18 protein-coding genes are annotated in these 23,989 nt (G+C 74.3%); 9 read left to right on the forward strand and 9 right to left on the reverse strand.

The genetic code is table 11. From position 1 onward, the window contains the following. Positions 1-13 precede the first annotated feature (13 nt). Together ACIP9H_RS31400 and ACIP9H_RS31405 are read right to left on the reverse strand one after the other, a co-directional pair. A complete protein-coding gene (locus ACIP9H_RS31400; RefSeq protein WP_401596153.1) occupies positions 14-487 on the reverse strand; it encodes an indole-3-glycerol phosphate synthase in 474 nt (157 codons plus the stop codon). A 168-nt stretch (positions 488-655) separates the two neighbouring features. Further along, the gene (locus tag ACIP9H_RS31405; protein WP_401596156.1) at positions 656-1,435 is read right to left on the reverse strand and encodes a pyrimidine reductase family protein; all 780 of its coding nucleotides are present in this window, start codon (positions 1,433-1,435) and stop codon (positions 656-658) included. Between the two features lie 87 nt (positions 1,436-1,522). On the opposite strand from ACIP9H_RS31405, the gene zapE reads away from it, so the two are divergent. Next, the gene (gene zapE / locus ACIP9H_RS31410; RefSeq protein ID WP_401596158.1) at positions 1,523-2,617 is read left to right on the forward strand and encodes a cell division protein ZapE; all 1,095 of its coding nucleotides are present in this window, start codon (positions 1,523-1,525) and stop codon (positions 2,615-2,617) included. 517 nt (positions 2,618-3,134) lie between these two features. Next, entirely contained in the window at positions 3,135-4,085 is a 951-nt protein-coding gene (locus ACIP9H_RS31415) for a PPK2 family polyphosphate kinase (RefSeq protein ID WP_401596161.1), read from the forward strand. A 22-nt stretch (positions 4,086-4,107) separates the two neighbouring features. Here the strand turns inward: ACIP9H_RS31415 and treZ are convergent, their stop codons facing one another. Further along, positions 4,108-5,865 (reverse strand): malto-oligosyltrehalose trehalohydrolase, encoded by a 1,758-nt coding sequence (treZ, locus tag ACIP9H_RS31420; protein WP_401596164.1) that lies wholly within the window; start codon positions 5,863-5,865, stop codon positions 4,108-4,110. A 29-nt stretch (positions 5,866-5,894) separates the two neighbouring features. After that, complete coding sequence (locus ACIP9H_RS31425) at positions 5,895-6,803, reverse strand: GNAT family N-acetyltransferase (RefSeq protein WP_401596166.1); 909 nt, start codon at positions 6,801-6,803, stop codon at positions 5,895-5,897. Between the two features lie 276 nt (positions 6,804-7,079). On the opposite strand from ACIP9H_RS31425, the gene ACIP9H_RS31430 reads away from it, so the two are divergent. Then, positions 7,080-7,646, forward strand: coding sequence for an FHA domain-containing protein (locus tag ACIP9H_RS31430; RefSeq protein ID WP_401596168.1), 567 nt, complete (start codon positions 7,080-7,082; stop codon positions 7,644-7,646). A 37-nt stretch (positions 7,647-7,683) separates the two neighbouring features. Here ACIP9H_RS31430 and ACIP9H_RS31435 read toward each other — a convergent pair whose 3' ends face one another. Genes ACIP9H_RS31435 through glgX form a run of 3 tightly spaced genes read right to left on the reverse strand, consistent with a single transcriptional unit; the run spans position 7,684 to position 12,906 of the window. Further along, positions 7,684-8,217, reverse strand: coding sequence for a hypothetical protein (locus tag ACIP9H_RS31435; protein ID WP_401596170.1), 534 nt, complete (start codon positions 8,215-8,217; stop codon positions 7,684-7,686). 54 nt (positions 8,218-8,271) lie between these two features. Next, complete coding sequence (gene treY / locus ACIP9H_RS31440) at positions 8,272-10,734, reverse strand: malto-oligosyltrehalose synthase (protein WP_401962175.1); 2,463 nt, start codon at positions 10,732-10,734, stop codon at positions 8,272-8,274. 51 nt (positions 10,735-10,785) lie between these two features. Next, positions 10,786-12,906, reverse strand: coding sequence for a glycogen debranching protein GlgX (gene glgX, locus ACIP9H_RS31445; RefSeq protein WP_401596176.1), 2,121 nt, complete (start codon positions 12,904-12,906; stop codon positions 10,786-10,788). Positions 12,907-13,257: 351 nt separating this feature from the next. Here glgX and ACIP9H_RS31450 point away from each other — a divergent pair, with 351 nt between their 5' ends. From ACIP9H_RS31450 to ACIP9H_RS31465, 4 genes are all read left to right on the forward strand, one after another. After that, positions 13,258-14,016: a Tat pathway signal sequence domain protein gene (locus tag ACIP9H_RS31450; RefSeq protein WP_401596178.1), complete on the forward strand. Its 759-nt coding sequence runs from the start codon at positions 13,258-13,260 to the stop codon at positions 14,014-14,016. A gap of 19 nt (positions 14,017-14,035) precedes the next feature. Continuing rightward, entirely contained in the window at positions 14,036-15,328 is a 1,293-nt protein-coding gene (locus ACIP9H_RS31455) for a copper amine oxidase (protein WP_401962178.1), read from the forward strand. 123 nt (positions 15,329-15,451) lie between these two features. Beyond that, a complete protein-coding gene (locus tag ACIP9H_RS31460) occupies positions 15,452-16,699 on the forward strand; it encodes an SAV2148 family HEPN domain-containing protein (RefSeq protein ID WP_401596183.1) in 1,248 nt (415 codons plus the stop codon). Positions 16,700-16,797: 98 nt separating this feature from the next. Next, a complete protein-coding gene (locus tag ACIP9H_RS31465) occupies positions 16,798-17,505 on the forward strand; it encodes a 3'-5' exonuclease (RefSeq protein ID WP_401596185.1) in 708 nt (235 codons plus the stop codon). Positions 17,506-17,537: 32 nt separating this feature from the next. Here the strand turns inward: ACIP9H_RS31465 and ACIP9H_RS31470 are convergent, their stop codons facing one another. Next, complete coding sequence (locus ACIP9H_RS31470) at positions 17,538-18,398, reverse strand: phosphotransferase (protein ID WP_401596188.1); 861 nt, start codon at positions 18,396-18,398, stop codon at positions 17,538-17,540. A gap of 33 nt (positions 18,399-18,431) precedes the next feature. On the opposite strand from ACIP9H_RS31470, the gene ACIP9H_RS31475 reads away from it, so the two are divergent. Both ACIP9H_RS31475 and ACIP9H_RS31480 read left to right on the forward strand, forming a co-directional pair. Then, the gene (locus tag ACIP9H_RS31475; protein WP_401596191.1) at positions 18,432-18,788 is read left to right on the forward strand and encodes a hypothetical protein; all 357 of its coding nucleotides are present in this window, start codon (positions 18,432-18,434) and stop codon (positions 18,786-18,788) included. Between the two features lie 2 nt (positions 18,789-18,790). Continuing rightward, positions 18,791-19,690 (forward strand): hypothetical protein, encoded by a 900-nt coding sequence (locus ACIP9H_RS31480; protein ID WP_401596194.1) that lies wholly within the window; start codon positions 18,791-18,793, stop codon positions 19,688-19,690. Between the two features lie 28 nt (positions 19,691-19,718). Here the strand turns inward: ACIP9H_RS31480 and ACIP9H_RS31485 are convergent, their stop codons facing one another. Continuing rightward, positions 19,719-23,402, reverse strand: coding sequence for a CHAT domain-containing protein (locus tag ACIP9H_RS31485; protein WP_401962183.1), 3,684 nt, complete (start codon positions 23,400-23,402; stop codon positions 19,719-19,721). Positions 23,403-23,989: the final 587 nt, after the last annotated feature.

Here is a 23,989-nt window from a genome sequence, read left to right on the forward strand (position 1 = left end):
CCCGCCCCGCCGCTCAGTCCTCGGCGTTGTGGGCGAACAGCTTCAGGACCGGGACGCCGACCTTGTGGCGGGCCCGCGAGGTCCAGTCGCGGTGGAAGAACTCCTCGACCAGGTGCGGTGCGGTCAGGACGATCACCTCGTCGGCGTGGGTCTGCTCGACGACGGACTTCAGCAGCTCGATCGGGTGACGCTCGACGACCTCGCCGACCGCCTCCTTGCCGTTGTCCCGCAGCGCTTTGAGGCTGTGGTTCAGCGCTCGTTCGGCCGGCAGCAGGGCGTTCTCGCCCTCGGGCCGGTCGTGCTCGTGGACGGCCTTGTCGAGTTCACCGAGGACGACGTCGTCGATGGACCGCAGCAGCCGGTCCTGGTCGCCGCGGGGTTGCATCAGCACGACGAAGGAGACGGGCTCGTCGCCGTGCAGGGTGGTGACCAGCTCCACGTCGGCGGGGACGAGCGGCTGCTCGATCATGAGTACGGTCGTGAACACGGACGCGTCCTTCTTTCTCGCGGCCCCACGGGCCGGTGACGGGAACCATCCTGCCCCGTCCGGCTGTGGAGCACGCGGTGGAGTCCTCCCGCAGGGCAGCAGGCGGGTCGTGCGTGGCGGCGGACCGGCGGGCGGGGTCCGCCGGATGCCCGGACCGCCGCCCGTCCGTCATCCGCGCGTGTAGCGCGTGAAGAGGAACCCGTCCTCCTCGAGTATCGACACGGGGGAGAGGCGGACGGGCTCCGCGACACCGGGGCCGTTCATGATCCGCATCGCGTCCCCGGCGGTCAGCAGGGGGGCGACGGTCAGGCAGAGTTCGTCGATCACTCCGGCCGCCGCGAACTGCGCGAGCAGCCGCGGGCCGCCCTCGGTGAGCATGCGCCGCAGTCCGAGCGCGGCGAGCTCCCGCTTGGCGCGGGCCGGGTCCACCCCGGCCCCGTCGCCCGCGACGACCACCCGCGCGCCGGCCGCCTCCGCCGCCGCCACCCGGTCGGCGGGGGCACCGGCGCCGGTCAGCACCAGGGTCGGCACCAGCGGCGAGGTGAACAGCGGCAACGAGAAGTCCAGGTCCAGCCGGGCGCTCACCACGGCGATCACCGCGGCCGGCGGTTGTCCGGCCGCCGCCCGCCGCGCCGCGAACGCCTCCCGGGCACGGGCCGGGCGGTAGCCCTCCTGGCGAACCGTTTCCGCCCCGACGACCACCACGTCGGCCAGTGCCCGCAGCACCCCGAAGACCCGCTTGTCGCCCTCCGACGACAGCGGCTGGGACAGCCCGTCGTGCCGTGCCGCGCCGTCCAGCGACGCCACCATGTTCGCCCTCAGCCACGGAAGCCCGTCTGCCCCGGCCGGGTACGCGTACGCCTCGGCGAGCGACTCGGGTGTGTCCAGGTCCCCGCCGCGCTCGGCGGCGGTGTGCGGGTTCTCGGGCGGGGGGAACAGGCGGCGCATGGCAGCAGTCTTCCACGTGCCCCCGACAGCGTGGGGTGGACCACACGGGACCGGGGACCCCGCCACGAGGCACTAGGCTGGAGAGCTGTGTCCTCGTCCTACACCGCAGCGCCCGAAACCGCCCCGATACCCGGTGGTGAACCCCCTGTGTCGCTGAGCGGCCGCGAGCCGCGGGTGCCGGCCGACCGGCTGGTGGCCGAGATGGTGCCGCCGCCCAGGTTCGACTCCGTACGGTTCGAGAACTACATCCCGGACCCGGGGCAGCCCAGCCAGGCGGAGGCCGTACGCGCGCTCGCCTCCTTCGCCGCGGCGACGGGCGCGCCCGCCGGCCCCGCGCCCCGGCGCTGGTTCCGCCGCTCGGCGGCCCCCGCCGCGCCCGCCGGCCCCGGCGGGGTCTACCTCGACGGCGGCTTCGGCGTCGGCAAGACCCATCTGCTGGCCTCGCTCTGGCACGCCACCGACGCGCCGCGCGAGCAGAAGGCCTTCGGCACCTTCGTGGAGCTGACCAATCTCGTCGGCGCCCTCGGGTTCCAGCAGGCCGTCCAGGCGCTCAGCGGGCACCGGCTGGTCTGCATCGACGAGTTCGAGCTCGACGACCCCGGCGACACCGTGCTGGTCTCGACACTCCTCGGCAAGCTCGCGGACGCCGGCGTGCGGCTCGCCGCCACCTCCAACACCCTGCCCGGCAAGCTCGGCGAGGGCCGCTTCGCCGCCGCGGACTTCCTGCGCGAGATCCAGGGCCTGTCCGCCCGGTTCCGCTCGCTGCGCATCGACGGCCAGGACTACCGCCACCGCGGGCTGCCCGAGGCCCCGGCCCCGTTCTCCGACGACGAGGTCACCGCCGTCGCGGGCCGCACCGCCGGCGCCTCCCTCGACGACTTCGCCACCCTGCTGGCACACCTGGCCCGGGTCCACCCCAGCCGCTACGGGGCCCTGTGCGACGGCGTGGAGGCGGTCTTCCTGCGCGGCGTCGCACCCGTCGAGGACCAGGCCACCGCGCTGCGCCTGGTCGTCCTGGCCGACCGGCTCTACGACCGCGAGGTCCCGGTCATGGCCTCCGGCCTGCCCTTCGACCGCATCTTCAGCGAGGAGATGCTCGCCGGCGGCTACCGCAAGAAGTACTTCCGGGCGATCTCCCGGCTCACCGCCCTGGCCCGCGACGCCGCACGCCTGGCGGGCTGACCGGATCGGGCGAACCCCGGTACGGGGAACGGCGCGGCCGTTCGGGGCGGGGGTTTTTCGGGCGGTTGTCGTGGGCCCGGCGGTGTGCGCCACGGCTCGCAGGTTCTGTCTGCCGCCACCGGGCGGGTCGGTGTGGCGGTGCGGGGAGTCCTTCCGGGCTGCGGGTCCGGCGGGGCGACCGGTTCGGGTGAACTCTGCTGCGGGGAACGGCGCGGCCGTTCGGGGCGGGGGTTTTTCGGGCGGTCGTCGTGGGCCCGGCGGTGTGCGCCCCGGCTCGCAGGTTCTGTCTGCCGCCACCGGGCGGGTCGGTGTGCCGGTGCAGGGAGTCCTTCCGGGCTGCGGGTCCGGCGGGGCGACCGGTTCGGGTGAACTCTGCTGCGGGGAACGGCGCGGCCGTTCGGGCAGGCCCGGATGACCCCGGCTTGGCGGCGCGTGCCGGTTCTCGTGTGCGCCAGGGCGGCCCCGGCGCCGCGGGTCCCGTGACGGGGACTGCGCCTCCGTGCGGAGCGCACTCGGGATGCGGGCCACGTCCGTTGGCGGGCGTCGCGGATCCGTCGGACCATCGGAGAAATCATCCGATGCCAGGGAGGGCGCCGTGCCGCACCACCGACCGGCGGAAGCGAAGGCGAAGGGACTGCGCTCGCTGCTGCGGGTCCCCCCGGGCGGGGGTGCCGTGCGGCTGCGCGCGTACGACACCCGCGCGACACCGGGCGGCCCGGCCGGCAAGCGGGAGGCCCGGGAGGCCGTGCCCTGCACCCGGGAGCGCCTGACCGTGCTGCAGGAACGGCTCTTCGCGCAGGCCACCGCCGGGGACCCGCGGTCCGTCCTCGTCGTCCTCCAGGGCAGCGACACCTCCGGCAAGGGCGGTGCCGTCCGCCATCTCGCGGGACTGCTGAACCCCGCCGGGTGCCGCATCACCGCCTTCAAGTCGCCCACGGCCGAGGAGAAGTCGCATCCCTTCCTCTGGCGCATCAAGCGCGCCCTCCCGCACGCCGGGCAGATCGGCATCTTCGACCGCTCCCACTACGAGGACGTGCTCGCCGCCCGGGTCCGCGGTCTCGTGCCGCGGGAGGTCTGGGAGGAGCGCTTCGAGACCATCAACTCCTTCGAGGCCTCCCTCGCCGACGACGGCGTCAGCGTCGTCAAGATCTTCCTGCACATCGGCTACGACGAGCAGCGCGCCCGCCTGCTCTCACGCCTCGACAACCCGTGCAAGCACTGGAAGTTCACCCCTGACGACCTCGACGACCGCGCCCTGTGGCCCGCCTTCCAGAAGGCGTACGAGGCGGTGCTGAACCGCTGCTCCACCGAGACCGCCCCCTGGTACGTCGTGCCCGCGGACCGCAAGTGGTACCGCGACTGGGCAGTGGGCCGGCTGCTGACGGAGCACTTGGAACTCATCGACCCCCAGTGCCCGCCCGCGTCCTTCGACGTGGAGCACGCCCGCAAGCGGCTGCTCGGGGACTGAACGGCGGCAGGCCCCGGCCCGGTCAGGCCGCGGGCCGCCGCTCCCGCAGGACCGCGACGGAGTGACCCGGCAGCCGCAGGAGCCGGGAGCCCGCGGGCAGGGTGCAGGGCTGCCACGAGGCGAGCACCTCGTAGCCCCGGGCCGCGTCGTGCAGGGGCACCTCGGCCTCCCCGGGGGAGAGGTTCACCGCGACACGGAACGGGCCGCGTTCCAGGCACAGGGTGTGCTCGCCGGTGGCGACCCGCACCGCGTCCAGCGCCGGGTCGGTGAGCGCCGGTTCGGCGTGCCGCAGGGCGATCAGACGGCGGTACCAGGACAGCAGGCCGGCGTGCGGGGCCCCGTCCGGCTCGGACCAGTCCAGGCAGGAGCGCAGCCGGGTCGCCGGGTCCTGGGGGTCCGGGATGTCCTCGGCGTTCCAGCCGTGCGAGGCGAACTCGCGGCGCCGGCCGCGGGTGATGGCCGCCGCGAGCTCGGGGTCGCTGTGGTCGGTGAAGAACTGCCAGGGCGTGCGGGCGCCCCACTCCTCGCCCATGAAGAGCATCGGCGTGTACGGCGAGGTGAGTACGAGCGCCGCCGCCGCGGCCAGCAGGCCCGCGGGCACGGTGGCGCCGAGCCGGTCGCCGGTGGCCCGGTTGCCGATCTGGTCGTGGGTCTGGGTGTACGCCAGGAAGCGGTGCCCGGGCACGGTCGCGCGGTCGACCGGGCGGCCGTGCCGGCGGCCGCGGAAGCCGGAGTACGTGCCGTCGTGGAAGAAGACGCCCTCCAGCACCTTGGCGAGGGCCGCGGCCGGCGAGACGGCGAAGTCCGCGTAGTAGCCCGCGGATTCCCCGGTGACGGCCGCGTGCAGGCTGTGGTGGAAGTCGTCGTTCCACTGGGCGTGCACACCGAGGCCGCCCGCGTCGCGGGGGGTGGTGGTGAGCGGGTCGTTGCGGTCGGACTCGGCGACCAGGAACAGCGGCCGGCCCAGTGACGCCGACAGCGCGTCGACGGCCGTGGACAGCTCCTCCAGCAGGTGCACGGCGCGGGTGTCGACCAGCGCGTGCACGGCGTCGAGCCGCAGCCCGTCGAGGCGGTAGTCGCGCAGCCAGGCCAGGGCGCTGCCGACGAGGAAGTCGCGGACCTCGTCCGAGCCGGGGGCGTCCAGGTTGACGGCGTCGCCCCAGGGGGTGTGGTGCCGGTCGGTGAAGTACGGCCCGAACCGCGGGAGGTAATTGCCGGACGGGCCAAGATGGTTGTGGACGACGTCCAGCACCACCCCGAGCCCGTGGCCGTGCGCGGCGTCCACGAACCGCTTGAGGCCGTCCGGGCCGCCGTAGGGCTCGTGGACCGCCCACAGGGACACGCCCTCGTAGCCCCAGCCGTGCGTGCCGGGGAACGGGCACACCGGCATCAGCTCGATGTGCGTGATCCCCAACTCGGCCAGGTACGGGAGGTGTTCGACGGCAGCGTCGAAGGTGCCCGCGGTGGTGAAGGTGCCGACGTGCAGTTCGTACAGGACCGCGCCGGGCAGCGGGCGGCCCGGCCAGTCGTGGGCCCAGCCGAAGACGCCGTGGTCGACGACCGCGCTCGGCCCGTCCGGTCCGTCCGGCTGGCGGCGGGAGCGGGGGTCGGGCAACGGCGGGCCCTCGTCGAGCGCGAACGCGTACCGCGCACCGTGGGCGGCGGGCACCTCGGCGCACCACCAGCCCTCGCGCACGCGGTCGCGCTCCATGTCGTGGGCCCGTCCGTCGACCCGTACCTCCACCTCACCGGCGTCCGGTGCCCACACGTCGAAGCGCATGGGCACCATGCTGCCCGCCGACCGGGGGATCACACCAGGTTGACGCGCTCCTGGGTGACCGGATATCCCGCCTTGGCGAAGTGCGCCGCCATCGGCGCATTGGTCCGGTCGGTGGCGGCGGCGATCAGCTCCGCGCCGTGTCCGACCAGGTCGTGCGTGCACTCCACCAGCAGGTCGTACGCGTAGCCGTGGCCGCGCTGCTCCGGCAGGACCCCCACGAATCCGACGCAGTACGCGTTCGGGTTGCGCGCCGGCACCTGGATGCCCACGAGCTCGCCCTCGGGCGTCCACGCCAGCCGCCACCATTCGCGCGGCGACGGGAACCAGTTGAGGACGTCCAGCTCCTCGCGGGCCGCGGCGTCGGCACCGTGCAGCTCGACGGCGCGGCGGGTGTGCGCGTCGAGGCTGCCGGCCCCGATGCGCTTGAGGACGTCCAGGATCACGGCGTCGTCCGGCTCCGGCCGGTACTCCAGCCGTCCGGTGCGCGCGGGAATCCCGCACTCGGGCGTCCAGGTGTAGCGGTAGCGCTCGACGAGCGGCTCCATGCCGGAGACGATCGCCGCGTCGATGCGGTTCTGGGCGGCCTCGCGGACCTCCCGCCGCTCCCGCCAGCCCGGCGGCAGCAGCAGTTCGAACTCGGCCTTGAGCGGCGCCGCCCGCAGCAGCCGCACGGCGGCGTCGGCGTCGGTGAAGTCGAACCAGTCCAGCGCCACCGGCTTGTCGTCGGTGGGGGCGCCCCACCAGGCCGCGCGGGCGACGACCGTGCCGCCGCGCAGGGCCACCCAGGTCCAGTCGGGGCGGTACTCGCCGCCCTCGTCGGTCATGGCGTACGTGTGCCCCAGCAGGGACCGGCCGACCAGGCCGTTGTCCTCGGGCACCAGGGAGTGGAACAGATGGGTCTCGCCGGCGACGAGCGGGCGGATCACCAGATCAGTCATGAAAGGAGCAGTCCTCACGGGAGAATGGAGCGCTCCCGGTCAGACGGAGATCGCCCTGCGGACAACGGGGCGGGAGCGCGGAGCGGTGAACAGGTGCATGGCTTCCGCCTCCTTCCTCGGTCCAGGGCGTGCGAGCACCGTAACCGCGCCGACTCCCGGACGTCCACCGTATTTTGGGCCCGGATCCGCGGGGCCGGGCGGCCGGCGCGACCGTCAACGGCGCGTCGGTGGCGGGCTTCTGGACACCCCGGTGCGTTCGGCCCGACAATCACGCACGTGAGCCACGAGTTCCCGACCTATTCAGCGCCGCCCGCGCCACGGCCCACCGAGGCGGAGCGCGAGCGCGTCATCGAGGTGCTGCGCGGGGGTGCCGTGGACGGCCGGCTCTCGCACGACACCTTCCTGCACCGGGTGGAACTCGCCCTCACGACCGGCCGCTCCGACGAGCTGGACGCCCTCGTCGCCGACCTCCCGGCCGCCGAGGGGCGGATGGCACGGCTGGGCCGGTGGCTGGAGCGCGGCGTCGCGAAGGTCTCCGCCCTGCAGGTCCGCGTCCGCGACGCCTGGCAGGCCGAGAAGCTGCCGCCGCTGCTCTTCCCCGCGCCCGGGCCGGTCCCGCTGCGCATAGGCCGCGACCTGTCCTGCGGCTTCCGCCTCAGCCACTCCTCCGCGTCCCGCATGCACGCCGAACTCCGCCACGAGCACGGGATCTGGGTGCTGCGCGACCTCGGCTCCATGAACGGGACCTGGGTGAACGGCCGCCGGGTCATGGGCGCGACCGTCGTCCGCCCCGGCGACCGGGTCACCTTCGGCGCCATGCACTTCCGCCTGGCCGCGGCCTGACGGCACGGAGCGGCACGGACGGCGGGCGTCCGCGGTCCTACCCCTCGATCAGCAGCTCGTAGGGCCCGTGGTCCTCGTCGTCCACGTACGGCAGGAAGTCCGGCACGGTGCGCGCGGCGGTCGCCCGCAGGCGGGCCACCACCTCGTCCGCGGGCGGCGGCGTCAGCCCGAGGGCGGCGACCACCTCCGCCCGTACCCGGTCGAAGTCCGGCATGTCGGCGCGGAGCTGCTCCTCCAGCCCGGGCAGCGGGAAACCGGCCGCCGCGTCCCGCCACAGCGGGCACACGACCACCAGCTCGACCGCCTCCTCCAGACTCGCCCCCACCAGCGCCGCCTGGCCCTCGGAGTCCGCGTAGAGCACCGGCCGGCCGGCCGCGCCCTCCTTGCCCACCAGGAAGTACGTGCCTCCCGCGCCGTCCCCGGCTATCGGCCGCAGCGGATCGCCCGAGGGCAGGGTCAGTTCCTCCACCGGCGTGCGCCGGCCGAGGTCGAAGTCGCCCGGCCACGCCAGGTACGCGACCACGGCCGGGTCGTTCTCGATGCGGGCGAGCAGGGTCTGCGATGCGTCCATGGGCAGAACGCTAACCGCGGGGTCCGACAGTCCGGCCCGTGCGGACTCCCGTCCTCAGTGGTCGATGTCGCGCACCAGCAGTCCCACGGGCAGCCGGTCCAGCAGCGACTCCAGCGGCAGCACGCCCTCGAACCGGCGGTCCGTCAGCACCTCGGTCCACACCCCGTCGGGCAGGACCAGTTCGGTACCGCGCCAGCCGCCGGCATCGGCCAGGCGCCGCGAGAGCCGGGTGACCACCGTCAGCGCCCTGCCGCCCCGGACGAAGGCGACGCAGTGCGCGCCGGCCGCGCCCCGTGCGTAGAGCGGCTCGTAGCCGGCCTCGGGGCCGGTGAACCACTGGGGCCGGGCCCGGCGCAGCCGCAGCGCGGCGACCGTGACGCGGCGCTTCCCGCTCGGCGGACCGGCCGCCGTGCCCGGGTCGTAGGGCGCGCGGTTGGCCGGGTCGACCAGCAGCAGCTGCCGTTCCTCGTCGCCCTGGTACACGTCCGGCACCCCGGGCATGGTCAGGTGCGCCAGGTGCGCGCCGAGGGCGTTGACCCGTTCCGGGGCCGCCAGTTCGTCCGCGATGCGCGCGGTGGCGAAGGCGGACGGGCCGCCGACCAGCTCCCGTACGAAGTCCGTCAGCTCCTGCTCGTACTCCGGGCGCTGGTCGGTCCACGCGGTGCGCAGGCCCGCCTCCCGCTCGGACTTGAGCATGGTGGCGGCGACCAGGTCCGCCGCGGCCGGGTCGCAGAAGACCGCGGCGTACTGCCACGCCTGGTACTCCACGTGCCGTTCGGGCAGCGGCACCCCGCGGCCGGTCAGGTAGGCGCGCAGCTGCTCCGACGTCTCCGTCAGCCACCGCTCCCAGGTGCCGGGCAGCTCCGTGAGGGCGGCCAGGCGGGCGCGGACGTCGGCGCCGCGCTTGGTGTCGTGGGTGGAGCGCACGGTGCCGGTCAGCGGCCAGTCGGAGCACAGCCGTTCGCAGAAGGCGTGGAACTCCTCGGGCGAGGTGGCGGGGCGGGCGGGGTCGCGGCCCACCTCGTTGAGGCACAGCAGCGGGTAGTAGCGGTAGAAGGCGGTGTCCTCGGCGGACTTGGCGCGCAGCGCGGAGGAGACCTGGGCGAAGCGCACGGCGAAGTCGGCCGCGTCCTCGCCACCGTTCGCGCTGCCGCCGCCGTTCCCGGCGCTGTCCTCCGCGACGGCCCCGTCCCCGTCCCCGTCGCCGCTCCCGAACCGTCCGAGGGCCAGGTCGCGGATCGTCTCCGCGGCCGGCAGCCCGGTGGCCTCGGCCGCGGCCTCCAGCAGCGCGACGTCCTCCTCGGGTGCGGGCTCGCCGGGCACGACGTACGGACGGTAGCGCGGCAGCCGTACGAGGGTCTCCCTGAGCGCCTCGCGCAGCACCCGCTCGTCGCCGCCGGTGGCCCGGACGGCGGCGCGGGTCAGCCGGTCCACCTCGGCGGCCAGGTCGTGGACGACGATCCGGTGCGCGGCGGCCCGCACGGTCGGCTCCCACAGGCCGCCCCGGTCGGCGGCGGCGCCGGTGAACGTGCGGTAGAAGCCGGTGATCTCCTCGGCCCCGGCGGGGTCGGTGAACAGGCCGTCCAGGCGGTCGAGGGCGTCGTAGCCGGTGGTGCCGGCGCAGGCCCAGCCGGCCGGGAGGCGTTCGTCGCCGGTGAGGATCTTCTCCACCACCGTCCAGCGGCCGGCGGAGGCCTCGGCGAGCCGCCGCAGATAGCCGGCCGGGTCGGCGAGTCCGTCGGGGTGGTCGATGCGCAGGCCGTCGGCCACGCCCTCGTCCAGCAGCCGCAGCAGGGTCGCGTGGGTGGCGGCGAAGACCTCGGGGTCCTCGACGCGGACGGCGATGAGCTCGGAGATGGTGAAGAAGCGACGGTAGTTCAGCTCGGAGCGGGCCTGCCGCCACCACGCCAGCCGGTACCACTGGGCGTCCAGCAGGCGCCGCAGCGGCAGGTCCTCGCTGCCGGCCCGCAGCGGGAACGCGTGGTCGTGGTAGCGCAGGACGCGCTCGCCGGCGTCCCGGTCCCGCTCGACGCGCAGGTCGTCGAGCACGTCCTCCAGGGGCGCGCCGAGCACGGGCAGCAGCAGCCGGTCGCCCTGGGCGGCCCAGTCGATGTCGAACCAGCGCGCGTACGGGGACTCCGGGCCCTCCCGGAGCACCTCCCACAGCGGCCGGGCCAGGTACTCCGGCGCGGGCACCGCCATGTGGTTGGGCACGACGTCCAGCACCAGGCCGAGGCCGTGCGACCGGGCGGTGCGGGCCAGCGACCGCAGACCCTTCTCGCCGCCCAGTTCCTCGCGCACCTGGGTGTGGTCCACGACGTCGTAGCCGTGGGTGGAGCCGGGCACGGCCTGCAGCACGGGGGAGAGGTGGAGGTGGGAGACACCGAGCGCGGCCAGATGGGGGACGACGGCCTCGGCGGCGGCGAAGGGGAAGTCCGGCTGGAGCTGCAGCCGGTAGGTGGCCGTCGGCACGGCGGGGGCGACAGCGGTCGACGGGGTCGCGGCGCTTTCTGTCATAGCTTTCTGCCTACCCCGCCGACCGGTGTGCCCATCACACCGGGACGCCGGTTACGCCGGGCGTTGCAGCACCACCATGCTCCGGTCGGCCAGCCGCAGCCGGTCGCCCTGGGTCACCTTGCGCCCGCTGCCCGCCGGCACGCCCTCCGGCCGCTGGGTGTCCACGACGACCTGCCACTCCTTGCCGTGGTTGACCGGCACCACGAAGTCCAGCGGTTCGTGCCAGGCGTTGCACATCAGCAGGAACGAGTCGTCGGCGATGCGCTCCCCGCGGTCGCCCGGTTCGGAGATCGCGCTGCCGTTGAGGAAGACCACCAGGGCGTTGGCCTGGGCTTCCTGCCAGTCGTCCTGGGTCATCTCCTCACCCTCAGGGGTGAACCACGCGATGTCCGAGAGCTCGTCGTGCGTGCCCTCCATGGGCCGCCCGTGGAAGAAGCGGCGGCGCCGGAAGACCGGGTGGTCGCGGCGGAGCCAGACCATCTGGCGGGTGAACTCGTGCAGCCGCTCGGTCGTTACGTCGCCCTCCTTGGGCCAGGGCACCCAGGCCAGTTCGTTGTCCTGGCAGTAGGCGTTGTTGTTGCCCTGCTGGCTGCGGCCGAACTCGTCGCCGTGGGAGATCATCGGAACGCCCTGGGAGAGCATCAGGGTGGCGATGAAATTGCGCATCTGGCGCTCGCGCAGCGCGAGCACGCCCTCGTCGTCGGTGTCGCCCTCGGCGCCGCAGTTCCAGGAGCGGTTGTGGCTCTCGCCGTCCCGGTTGCTCTCGCCGTTGGCCTCGTTGTGCTTCTCGTTGTACGACACCAGGTCGCGCAGGGTGAAGCCGTCGTGGCAGGTCACGAAGTTGATGGAGGCGAGCGGGCGGCGGCCGTCGTCCTGGTAGAGGTCGGACGAGCCGGTCAGCCGGGAACCGAACTCGGCGAGCGTGGCGGGCTCGCCGCGCCACAGATCGCGCACCGTGTCGCGGAATTTGCCGTTCCACTCGGTCCACAGCGGCGGGAAGTTGCCCACCTGGTAGCCGCCCTCGCCGACGTCCCACGGCTCGGCGATCAACTTGACCTGGCTGACCACCGGGTCCTGCTGCACCAGGTCGAAGAAGGACGACAGCCGGTCCACCTCGTGGAACTGCCGGGCGAGGGTCGCGGCGAGGTCGAAGCGGAAGCCGTCGACGTGCATCTCGGTGACCCAGTAGCGCAGCGAGTCCATGATCAGCTGGAGCACGTGGGGGCTGCGCATCAGCAGCGAGTTCCCGGTGCCCGTGGTGTCCGTGTAGTAGCGCGGGTCGTCGGCCAGCCGGTAGTACGAGGCGTTGTCGATGCCCCGGAAGCACAAGGTGGGTCCCAGGTGGCTGCCCTCGGCGGTGTGGTTGTAGACCACGTCGAGGATCACCTCGATGCCCGCCTTGTGCAGCGCCCGCACCGCGGTCTTGAACTCCAGCACCTGCTGCCCGCGGTCGCCCATGGAGGAGTACGCATTGTGCGGGGCGAAGAAGCCGAGCGTGTTGTAGCCCCAGTAATTGTGCAGCCCCTCGTCCACCAGACGGTGGTCGTGGACGAACTGGTGCACCGGCATCAGTTCCAGCGTGGTGACGCCGAGCTCCACCAGGTGCGAGATGACCGCCGGATGGGCGAGCGCCGCATAGGTGCCGCGGATCTCCTCCGGCAGCTCGGGGTGGAGCATCGTCAGGCCGCGCACATGGGCCTCGTAGATGACGGTGCGGTGGTAGTCGATGCGCGGGCTGCGGTCGTCGGTCCAGTCGAAGTACGGGTTCACCACGACGGAGGACATCGTGTGCGGCGCCGAGTCCAGGTCGTTGCGGGACTCGGGCTGGCCGAACCGGTAGCCGTACACCGCCTCGTCCCAGTCGATCGAGCCGCTTATCGCCTTCGCGTACGGGTCCAGCAGCAGCTTGGCCGAGTTGCAGCGGTGGCCCTGGGTCGGCTCGTGGGGCCCGTGGACCCGGAAGCCGTAGCGCTGCCCGGGCATGATGCCCGGCACATAGGCGTGGCGGACGAAGGCGTCGGCTTCACGCAGCTCGACGGCGGTCTCCGACCCGTCGTCGTGCAGCAGACACAGCTCGATCCGCTCCGCCGCCTCCGAGAAGACCGCGAAATTGGTGCCGGCGCCGTCGTACGTGGCGCCGAGGGGGTATGCCTGACCCGGCCAGACCTGCATGTCGTCGACTCTTCCACTTCACTGCCGGGCGCCGGTAGGCCGCACCCCCGGTCACAACGTGCCGAAAGGGCATCGTCACGCACCCGCACCCGCGATGGCACGCTATTGCCGAGATCTTCCCCGGTACGAGTGTTCCAATTCCCCTGCCTGCCGCAAGAATCCGCTCGTTGTGGGCAACCTGGGTCGTCTTTGCGTCATCTGAACAGGTGACAGTACGACACAGGAGGGACCTACGTGACAGATCAGGGGGAAAGCCGCTCCACGGGGACAGTGGGAGCGGCCGGACGCGGCGTCAGGCGCGTCTTATGGGGCGCCGGCATCGCCGTCGCCGCCACCGCCGTCATGGTCGGCATGACCCTGCCACGTTCCGCGTCCGCGGGCGAGGGCCACTCCACGACGGCCGGCTCCGCCGCCCCGTCGCAGGGGCCCGGGCAGCAGGACGACGGCGGCGGAGGCACCGGCGGCGCCCATGACGGCGTGACGGAGATCCAGGCGCCCCAGGGCGGACAGCAGACCGGACGAGGGCCCCTGACCAAGGCCGAGGTCGACCGGGCGAAGTCCATGGCCCTGGGGCGCGACGGTCTGCGCAGCGCTCAGGACGTCGACGGCGGGCGAGGGCCCGAGTACCTCGACACCGACCTCGCGGACCCGGCGGGCGCGGACGCGGGCGACGGCGCCGCGCCGCCCGGCGAGGACCGCCGGGTCGAGGTGCTGTTCTACGACTACGGGCACGACCGGCTCGTGAAGAAGACCGTCGACCTCACCACCGGCACCGTCGAGCACACCGACACCGCCTCCGGCATGCAGCCGCCTCCCTCGGCCGACGAGACCGCCGAGGCGGCCGCGCTGCTCATCAAGGACCCGCTCGGCTCGGGACTGCGGACCGACTTCGCGGCGGCGACCCGGGGGACCGCACTCGCCACGCCCGACCAGCTGCGGCTGCGCGGCATCTCCTTCAACACCGCGGAGCAGTCCGCACCGGCCGCTTTGGGCAAGTGCGGCCGGCACCGGTGCGTACGCCTGTTCACGCAGGTGAAGGACGGGCCGTGGATCGACACGACCAGGTTCGTCGTCGACCTGAGCGACCGCACCGTCGGCCGGATCCACTAAGAGCGGAGACCCAGCAACCATGCGCACCTCCCACGTGCGCCGGGCCCTCGGTACGGCCTCGGCGCTCCTGCTCCTGCCCGCGCTCGTCGCGGGGACGGCACCCGGCACCGCCGCCGCGGCGGCCCCTCGTGCCGCCCAGGCGGCCGCCGGCTGCGGCACGGCCACCGCCATCACCAAGAAGCTGCCGGGCGGCACCACCTGGACCATGTGCTGGCGTATCAGCGGCACCAAGGGACTGGTCCTGGAGAAGATCGCCTACCAGCCGCGCAGGGAACCGCATCCGATCACGGTGCTGAACTCCGCGGCACTCGCCCAGGTCAACGTGCCCTACGACTCCGGCCTCACCGAGTACAACGACCTGTCGGACATCGGCTTCGGCAACACCGCGGTCGACATCGGCCCCGAGGAGTGCCCCGGCGGCACCATCGCTTCCGCGTACGTCCCGCAGCAGGAACGCACCGTCAAGGCGCTGTGCACCACCACCGCGCCGCGCGGCTACGCCTACCGCAGCGACATCTTCGACGAACGGGGCACCGCAAAGAAATACACCGAGCAGGGCAGCGACCTGGTGGTGTTCTCCGTCTCGCAGCTCGGCTGGTACGAGTACGTCACCCAGTGGAACTTCTCCGACGACGGCACCGTCACCGCCAAGGTCGGCGCCACCGGCGACCTGTCCCCCTCGGACTACAGCGGCGAGGGCACCGGCTGGCCCATCGGCAAGGGCGGCCACGACCACGCCACCAGCCACTACCACTCCGTCTTCTGGCGGCTGGACTTCGCCCCCGACGGCTCGACCCGCTCCAAGGTCGAGCAGTACGACACCAAGAAGGCCGGCCGCGGCAGCGGCTCCGCCGTCCTGAGGACCACCAGGACCCCGGTCGCCAAGGAACTCGCCGCCACCTCGGCGCTGCGCCGCTGGTGGCGCGTGGTCTCCACGGCCGGCAGGAACGCCGACGCGCACCCGCGCTCCTGGGAACTGGTCCAGCAGCACTCCGACCACTACGACGCGCACCCCTACACCTCCAAGGACGTGTACGTCACCCAGTACCGCGCCTGTGAGCAACTCGCCAGCGGCAACAGCGACCCGGCCTGCAACGGCCGGGGCACGTCGGTGGACACGTGGACGAACGGCGAGACCCTCACGCACCCGGTGATGTGGGTCAACGTCGGCTTCCACCACATCCCGCGCGACGAGGACCAGACGCCCATGCCGATCCACTGGCAGGGCTTCCAGCTCGTCCCCCGGGACGTCACCGCCATGAGCCCGCTCACGCCGGACGACCTCACCGGTCACAACGGCCAGGCGCGCTAGGGGCATTGGCCGCTGAAGCGAGTAAGCATGTGGTGAAGTAGCGTCGTTACGGCTGCACCGCCCCCCGCCCCGCAGTACCCTTCCTTGATCGTGTACGGGGGCGGGAAGGCGGGTGCAGTCGTGATGTCGGGAGGTCTGGTGCTCCCTGGTGGTGGTGATCAGGGGGACCAGGGCGGCATCGGCGAGGGGAACGGCACCGGAACCGCGTCCCTGGCGCTGCCGCTGGAGATCGGAGCGGAACTGGACTGGGGCGCCGACGAGTGGGCCGAGGTGCGCACCCGCGCCCGCCGCGCCGGGCGCGCCTATGTGTGGCTGAATCTGGTCGAGCAGCGGCTCCGGGCCGTGGTGAACGCGATCCTGCGCCCCATCTACGAGCCCGTCCACGGCGAGGAGTGGGTGGTCGCCGCCGCGGGCCCCGCCGGCCACGAATGGGTCCAGCGCGCCGCCGCCGTGCGCGAGGTCAGCCGCCGCAAGGGCTTTCTGCTCGACCCTGCCGACGACAACATCCTCAGCTTCCTGACCCTGCCGCAACTGCGCGAGCTGGTCGTCCAGCACTGGCCGTGCTTCGAGCCCTATCTCGACGACCGCCGGGAACTCGAACTCGCCCTGGACGAGCTGGAGGTGGCCCGGCACGTCGTCTCGCGCAACCGCGCGCTGTCCCGGACCGTCCTGGACCAGGCCGAACGGGCCGCCGCCCGGCTGCTCGACGTACTCGGCTCCGGCCCCGGCTACCCGTCCGCCGACCGACTGCCCGTGGACGCCGTCGAGGAGCTGGTCGCCGACCGCTACGCCGATGTCGTCGGGGTCTACCCGGACCGGGTCCGCCTCCAGCGCCAGCTGCCGGCCGAGGACCTGTTCGGCGCCGCCCGGCGGCTGGACGCCGTCGGCATCGGCCTGAACCTGCTCGTGCAGAACTACTCCGGCAAGCGGCTGGTGCGGCTGGCGGAGTCCGGCTGCCGCATGCGGCTGCTCTTCCTGAACCCGGCCAGCAGCGCGGTCCGCCGGCGCGAGCGCGAACTCGGCCTCGGCCGGGGTGAGCTGAGCCGATCCGTCGAGATGAACATCATGCACATGCGCCGGGTCCGGGCCCGGCTGCGCGACCCCGGCGCCTTCGAGATCCGGGTCTTCGACGAGACCCCCCGCTTCACCGCCTACCTGGTGGACGGCGACACCGCGAACGGCGTCGCGGTGGTCCAGTCGTACCTGCGCAAGGCCCGGGGCATGGAATCCCCGGTGATCATCCTGCGCGGGGGCCCCCGCGACCTCGTGCAGACCAAGGACGGCGCGGCGGCCGAGGCGGAACAGGGACTCTTCGGCATCTACCGCGAGGAGTTCGAGGGCGTGTGGGGGGACTCCCGGCCGGTCTCCTGAGGCCCGCCCCCCGACGCCCGGCGGCGGGACTGTCAGTGGCGCACGGGATGATGGCACAGCACACGGGGGAACCGCGGGAAGGACGTACGCCAATGGCCATGGGATGGCACCGGGAACTGCTGGTCGGCTTCGACCTGGAGACCACGGGCACGGATCCGCTCGGATCGAGGATCGTCACGGCGGCCGTCACCGAGGTCAGGAACGGCGAGCCGATACGTCACCTGGGCTGGCTCGTCGACCCCGGCGTCCCCATTCCCGCCGAGGCCACCGCCGTCCACGGCATCAGCAGCGAGCACGCGGCCGCGCAGGGCCGGCCGGCGGCCGAGGCGGTGGACGAGATCGCCGACGCCCTGGTCGCCCACTGGGCGGCCGGCGTGCCCGTCGTCGTCTACAACGCGCCCTTCGACCTCAGTCTGCTGGCGGCGGAGCTGCGCAGGCATCAGCTGCCGTCCCTGGAGGAGCGGCTGGGCGGCGAGGTCGGCCCCGTCGTCGACCCGCTCGTCATGGACCGCACGCTCGACCGCTACCGCAAGGGCAAGCGGAATCTGGAGGCCGCCTGCCGCGAGTACGGCGTCACCCTCGACGACGCGCACGAGGCGAGCGCGGACGCGCTGGCCGCCGTCCGGGTCGCCTGCGCCATCGCCGAGCGCTATCCGCGGGCCGCGAGCGGCCTGCGCGAACTGCACCGGTCCCAGATCGGCTGGTACGCCGACTGGGCCGAGGGCTACCAGCGCTGGCTGGTCCGCCAGGGCGGTGCACCCGAGGTGGAGATCGACACCCGCTGGCCGCTGCGCGAGCCCGTCTGACGACGGGTGACAGGCCGGGTGCCCGGCGTCGGCTAGAAGGCGTGCCAGCGCACCGTCGGGTCGTCGTCGCGCAGGGACGCGACGCGGCGCTCGAACTCGGCGAGAGCCGCCGGGTTGCCGGGCGCGTGCTGGGCGACCCAGGCGCAGCTGGCGGTCTCCCGGGCGCCGCGGAGCACGGCGCAGCCCTCCCAGGAGCGGACGTCCCAGCCGTAGGCGGCGGTGAAGGTGTCGTAGGCCGCGGGGTCGAGGCCGTAGCGGTCCCGGCTGAGCGCCATGACGACCAGGTCGTGCTCGCGCAGATCGCTGGAGACGGTCTCCAGGTCGACCAGCACCGGCCCCCGCGGGCCGACGTGGATGTTGCGGGGCAGCGCGTCGCCGTGGATCGGGCCCGGCGCGATGTGCGGCGTCAGGGCGGCGGCCGCGGCGGCGAACCCGTCGCGCCGCTCGCGCAGATATGCGGCGTCGGCCGGGTCGATCGCCGTGCCCGCGAGGCGCAGCCAGCGCTCCACCCCGTCCAGCAGATCGCGGCGGGGCAGGGCGAAGTCCGGTTCCGGCAGGGCGTGCACGAGCCGCAGCAGTGCGGCCAGATCGGCGGGCTCCGCGGGGCGCACGCTGTCCGGCAGCCGCTCCCAGTACGTCACCGGGTGGCCGTCCACGAGCCGGGCCTCCGGGTCCGCCGCGCGCACCGCGGGCACCCCGTGGACGGCGAGCCAGGTCGCCGTCCGCAGTTCGCGGGCGGCCCGCTCCAGCAGTTCGGGGCCGCGGCCGACCTTCGCGACGGCGGCGCCGCCCGCGAGCTCGAAGACCGCGTTCTCGCCGAGCGCGATCAGCTTCGCCTCGTGGTGCCCGTCCGCCGCGAGCACGGCCCGCGCGAGCTCTTCGGTGAACGCCATACGGCAATGATCGCAGATCAGTACCCTGGGCCGGTGGACGAGGCCACAGTGATGACGTTCTGTGAGGCGCTGCCGGAGCTGCGGCGCACCGCGCTCGCCGACCCCGACGAGGCGGCCGAGGTCGAGGCGGTGGCGGAGGCCGTCCGCGAGGGCCGCGGCGACACTGTCGTCGTGGGCGACCTGGCCGACCGGCTCGGCGTCCGCCTGGACGGCCGGCGCGGCGACAGCGGGTCGTACGTCACCGTGCCGGGGCTCGCCGGCGGGGGCGGCGGCATCGTCCGCTACCGCTGCCCGCGCGGGACGTGCTCGCGCAGCGAGGACCCCACGGCGTCCGTCTCCGCGCCGCGCTGCGCGGTCTGGGGCGCCGAACTCCGACGCGTGCGGTACTAGCGGTGTCCGGCCTGCTGGACGCGATCGGCGGCAAGCTCGCCGAGCGCTGGGTCGCCCTGCTCGCCCTGCCCGGCATTCTTTTCCTCGGCACCGCCTGGACCGCCCATGTGCTGGGCGCCGGGCGGCCGTTCGACGCCGCGCGGCTGCTGCGGGAGGTGGAACGCCTGGCCGGCTGGACCGACCGCCACGGCGCGGCCGGGGTCCTCCTCGTGCTGGTCGCCCTGCTGCTGCTCGCCGTCGTCCCCGGGCTCGTCGTGCAACTGCTCGCGCACGGTGTCCGGCTGCTGTGGCTCGGGCCGTGGCCGGGCGGCACCGGCGAGCGCCTGGTCCGCCGGCGGCGTGCCCGGCGTGCCCGTGCCGACGAGCGGGTCGCGGAGCACATCCGGCGCTACGAGGCCGGCGGCGACCCGGCCGAACTTGCCGCCGCCCACGCGGCGGAGGCCCGCCGGGACGGCATCTCCGTGGTGCCGCCCGCCCGGCCGACCCGCATGGGGGACCGCATCCACGCCCTGGAGCACCGGGTAGGGGAGTACTACGGCGTGCCCTTCGTGGTGCTGTGGCCGAGGCTGTGGCTGGCCGCGCCCGAGCCGGACCGCGCGGAGATCCGTGCGGCCGCCGCCTCCTTCGACGCGGCGGCCCGGCTGTTCGCCTGGGGCCAGCTCTACGTCCTGCTCGCGGCGGCGACTTTGTGGTGGCCTGCCCTGATCGCCGGAGCGGTCGTCATGGCCGCGGCGTGGCGGGCCGGGAGCGAGCGCCTCTTCGTTCTCGCCGACCTGGCCGACGCGCTCGTCGACCTCCGCATGCGGTCCGTCGCCCGCGCGGCCGGCCTCCCCGTACCGCCGGGACCGGTGCCACCGGCGACCTGGGAGGAACTCGACCTGCTGCTGCGCCGCCGGCGGTGAGGGCGCGTTACGTGTGCCGGTTCGGGCCTCACCGGCCGATGTGGACGAAGCCGGCCCAGGCCTCGGGCGAGCGCGCGTACCGGGTGCGCAGCGCACGGGTGACATGGCTGAGCGCGCGGCCGGTGTCGAGGGAGGCGACCGCACCCGGGGCGGGCGCCCGCAGCGCGGCGTAGAGCCGGCCGGCCAGCACGGCGGAAGCGGTGTCGGCGGCCTCCCAGAGGGCGCCGACGACCTGGGGGTATCCCGCGACCTGGAAGGCGGAGGCCAGGTGGACCGCCTCGTCGGGCAGCGGGCCGGAGTGGGCGGTGTGGCAGGCCAGGAGCACCGCGAGCTCGGCGTAGCGCAGCTCCTGCCGGGAGACGTCGCCGACGCTGAGCGTCCCGTCGTGCAGCGCGAGGTGGCTGGCGGAGGGGTCGGCCGCGTCGCTGACGCCGTGGCAGGCGAAGTGCACCCAGCGCGCGGTGCGCAGTGCCTCCAGCACCCGTCCGGGCGTCGCGGCCTCGCCCTGCAGGGCCCGTACGCCGCCCAGGGCGTCGGAGATCGCGGCGATCTCGTGACCGGAGGCGCCCGCCGAACCTCCCCGCCCGGTCGGCCGGCCGACCGCGAGCAGCCGGCCTCCCGTACGGCCCGAAGGGGCCCGGCGGGCGTGCAGCAGGGCGCGCAGCGTGGGGGTGTAGGAGGACGCGACGCGGTCGAGGACGCTGCGGCGCTCCGCGAGTTCGTGCTTGCGCTGCAACCCGGCCGCGTGCAGGGGCAGATACGCGAGCGGGCCGGAGGCGGACCACCACAGCCGCGGCAGGTCCGCCGCGGGCGCGTCCGGCGGCAGCGGCCGCGTGAGACCGAGCGCGCGCAGCACCGGCTCGGCGGTCGTGTGCCAGAGCCACGCGAGGGTGTCCAGGACGGTCTCGCGCGCGCGTTCCTGCTCCTCGCGGGACGCGCCATGGCCCAGGTTCACCGCCGCCAGGAACTTCTGCGCGCGCAGCGCGAGCTGACCTTCCGTCATGTCACGGAGCGGTACGGCGCTGATCCGCTCCGGTGTGACGACGAGCGCGTCGCAGCGCAACCGGTCGACATTGACCACGACGACCGGGCCCTCGGCGGCGACGGCCCGCATCTCCTCCTCGGTCGGCGGCAGCAGGAAACGCTCGAAACCCGGGCGGGTGCGCACCCGCATGAGCAGTGCCTCCCACTCGGCCGCCGCGATGTGCCGTTCCAGGTATCCCGGGATCCCGGTGTCCGCCGCGTCGGCCGTGCCCGTCCCGTCGGGCGCCTCGGCCCGCCGCAGCCGCGCCGCCAGCGTGCGGAACTCGGCGGCCAGCGTCGGGTGCGCGGCGGCGAGGGCGCCGAGGTCGGCGCGGCCCTCCAGGTCCTGGTTCATCAGGACCGCACGGCCCTGTTCCAGCAGGGCGAGCCCCTGCGCGGGGCGCCCGGCGGCGATGGCCGCCGCGCAGCCCGTGCGGCTGAGGCTGGTGCCGGTCAGCGGGTCCGGGCGTCCCGCGGCGGCCGGGTCGGCGGCGCCGTCCGTGCCCAGGTGGGCGACCGGGTAGCGGCCGCCCAGCAGCGCCCGGTCGAGCAGGGTCCTGCGGTCGTCCCGGTCCAGCGCGCGCGAGGCCATCAGGGGCAGCACTTCCAGGGCGCGTTCCGCCGCGTCGGCGGCGTCGCCCCAGGCGTGGCGCTCCAGCGCGTCGCCCATCGCGATCCGCGCCGACTCGAAGCGCACCGCCGGCACTTCGCCGCCGAACACCTCCACGAGCCCGGCCTCCGCCGCCCGTGCCTGTTCGGTGTCGCCGCGCACGATCGCGTCGGTGAAGTCCGCCCACTGGCTGTAGGACGTCACCACGCCGCCCAGCAGGTCCCCCAGGCCCGGGGTCTCCCGGATCCGCCGGTCGGCCCGTGCGATCAGCCGCCGCGCCTCGGCGGCCTGGGCGGGATTCTGCGTCAGGCCCGCGAGGTTGGTCAGCGCGTTGGCGTACTCGACCTCGCCGGCGAGGCGGGCCGGGCCGTCCTCGGGCAGCAGGTCGAGCGCGGCGCGCAGGTCCTCGCAGCAGACGCGCAGCGCGGCCGCGTCCATCGAGATCAGGGCACGCAGGTGCTGCCAGGGCGCGGCGGCCAGGACGAGGTCGGTGTGGGCGCGGGACCCGTACGGCAGCTCGGCCAGGACGCGGTCCCCGAGGGCCGCGGCCTCGCCGATGACGGAGGGGTCCCGGTCCATCGTGTAGCGCAGGCCGATGGCGGCCATCAGCGCGCCCGCGGCCATGGCGCGTTCGGGGCTGCCGGGCGCCGCCTCGTCCACGACCCCCCGCAGCCTCCGCTCGGCGTCGGCGACGAAGGCCGGGTCGAGGGCCGTCCCGGCTCCTTGGCCTTTCGCCAGCGCCTCCGCCAGGGGCGCGAATTCGGGCGGCACGGGGAACGCGAAGGGCGGGTCCGCGGCCGGTCCGGGCTCGGGCCGGGCCTTGGGCGGGTCCGGCGGCGCGGTGTGCGGCGCGGGCTGTGGGCCGTCGGTGCGCGAGCCGGGCGGCGGTAGAGGCGTCCACACCTGTACCGGCGGCAGCGCGGGCGCCACCGGCATCGTCATCGGGAGGAACTTCGCCGCCATCGAGCCCACCGCGCGGGGGAACAGCCGGATCGCGGAGTGCAGTTGGCCCGTCCGGGCCGCCTTGTCCGCGACGTGCGGCAGCAGCGGGTGCCCCGGCGGCAGCCGCCGCAGGACCTCCCCGAGCATCCGCCCGGCCTCCTCTGCGTCGGCCGCGTCCCAGGCCACGACGGCGCGGCCGGCCAGCAGCGAGGCCATGTTGATCTCGTAGGCCGCATTGTCGTCCGGCAGGCCCTCGGCGCGGTAGGCCTCCAGATGCTCCATGGCCTCGTCGACGGTCGCCCGTTCCGGCGCCCACGGCAGGGCGCACATCAGGGCGACGGCCAGGGCCATGTGCACGGTCCGGACCTCGTGCCGGTCGCGCACACCGCCCGCGGCCGCCTGCCCCCGCATCGCGGACAGCGCCAGCCGCCCGCCCCGGACGGCGACGTCCACGGCGTCCCGGTCCCGGGGATGGACCCGCGCCCACGCGACGCCCGCCAGCACCGTAACCCGGCCCACGTCGGGGGCGTCCACATGCTCCGGCGGCGCCGCCTCGAACGCGGCACGGGCCCGCGGCCACAGCGCGGGCAACTCGTCGGTGGCGCCGCACTCGTACCGGATCAGCGCCGCGTGCGCGAGCCCGGCCAGCAGCCCCGGGCGGCTGAGGTCGTCCGCCGGCAGCGTCGCGAGCAGCGCGTCCACCCGCGGCTCGATCGGGTCCGCCGGAGCGAACGGCCGCTGCGCCGGACTGCCCGGAAAGCGGGCGGCGACCGACACGAGGTCGTCGGGCGCGCGGTGCTGGGCCTGCGCGGCAAGGTGGTGGCGCACCTCCGCGGCCGTCCGGAGGTCCCCGTACATCGCCAAGGTGCGCTGGGCCAGCTGCAGATGGAGCACCAGCCGTGCGCGCTGCGGGTGGTCCCGGGGCGCGGTGTCCAGCGCCAGGACGGTCAGCGCGAGCGCGGCGGCGGCCGCGGCCCGGCGCTCACCGCCCCAGGCTGCGCGCAGCAGTTCTCCGGCCGCCCGCAGCAGGCTGCCCGGGGTCGTCCCGGCACCGGCGACGATACGGTCGGTGCGCGGCGGCGCGGACACCCCGAAGCGCGTCAGCATCCGGTCCACCGCCGCGCGTGCGTCGCTCATGCACCGTCCCCCGTGTCCGCCGCATGTGCGTGGGCGTCACACACGTCCCCGGGACGATACCGCTCCGCGCATGCACGCGGTGACCGGTCGATCACGCCCGGGGTCGACTGCCGCCACGTGCACGGGCTTTGTTGCCGACGTGCGCCCGCTCCCTGGGGCGTGAGCCGTCGGCGCCCGTGCGTCGTCGGGGCTGTCCCGCCGGGATGTCAGCGGGTAGCACGTCGACGATCGGGTTCCGCGAGGTGCGTGGCCGGGCCGAGGTGCGGATGCCCCCGACGGGGTTGCCTCGCGTAGGGGGTGGGCTCCGGGACGTCGCCCGAGCCCTTCAAGGCGCCCTCGACCTGGGAGACCAGGGCCCCGATCATGCCGTGTGTGCTCGCGGGTTGGCCCGCCGGGACGCCGGCGGCGTCACTGGGCGTGGCCCGGGAGGGAGGCCGAGGTGTCCCGGCCGGCCTTCGTGCGGCGTCCGGCGGCGGAACTCGGCGCGACGACGCCGGTGGTGGCGGTCCGGGTCGATCCGACGGGGACTCCGGGACCGGGGTCAGGTGGCTGTCGGTGCATTCGGGGGCCGCGTGGTGTGTGGTCAG

It is taken from the genome of Streptomyces sp. NPDC088732, from assembly GCF_044751205.1.
Classification (GTDB): domain Bacteria; phylum Actinomycetota; class Actinomycetes; order Streptomycetales; family Streptomycetaceae; genus Actinacidiphila.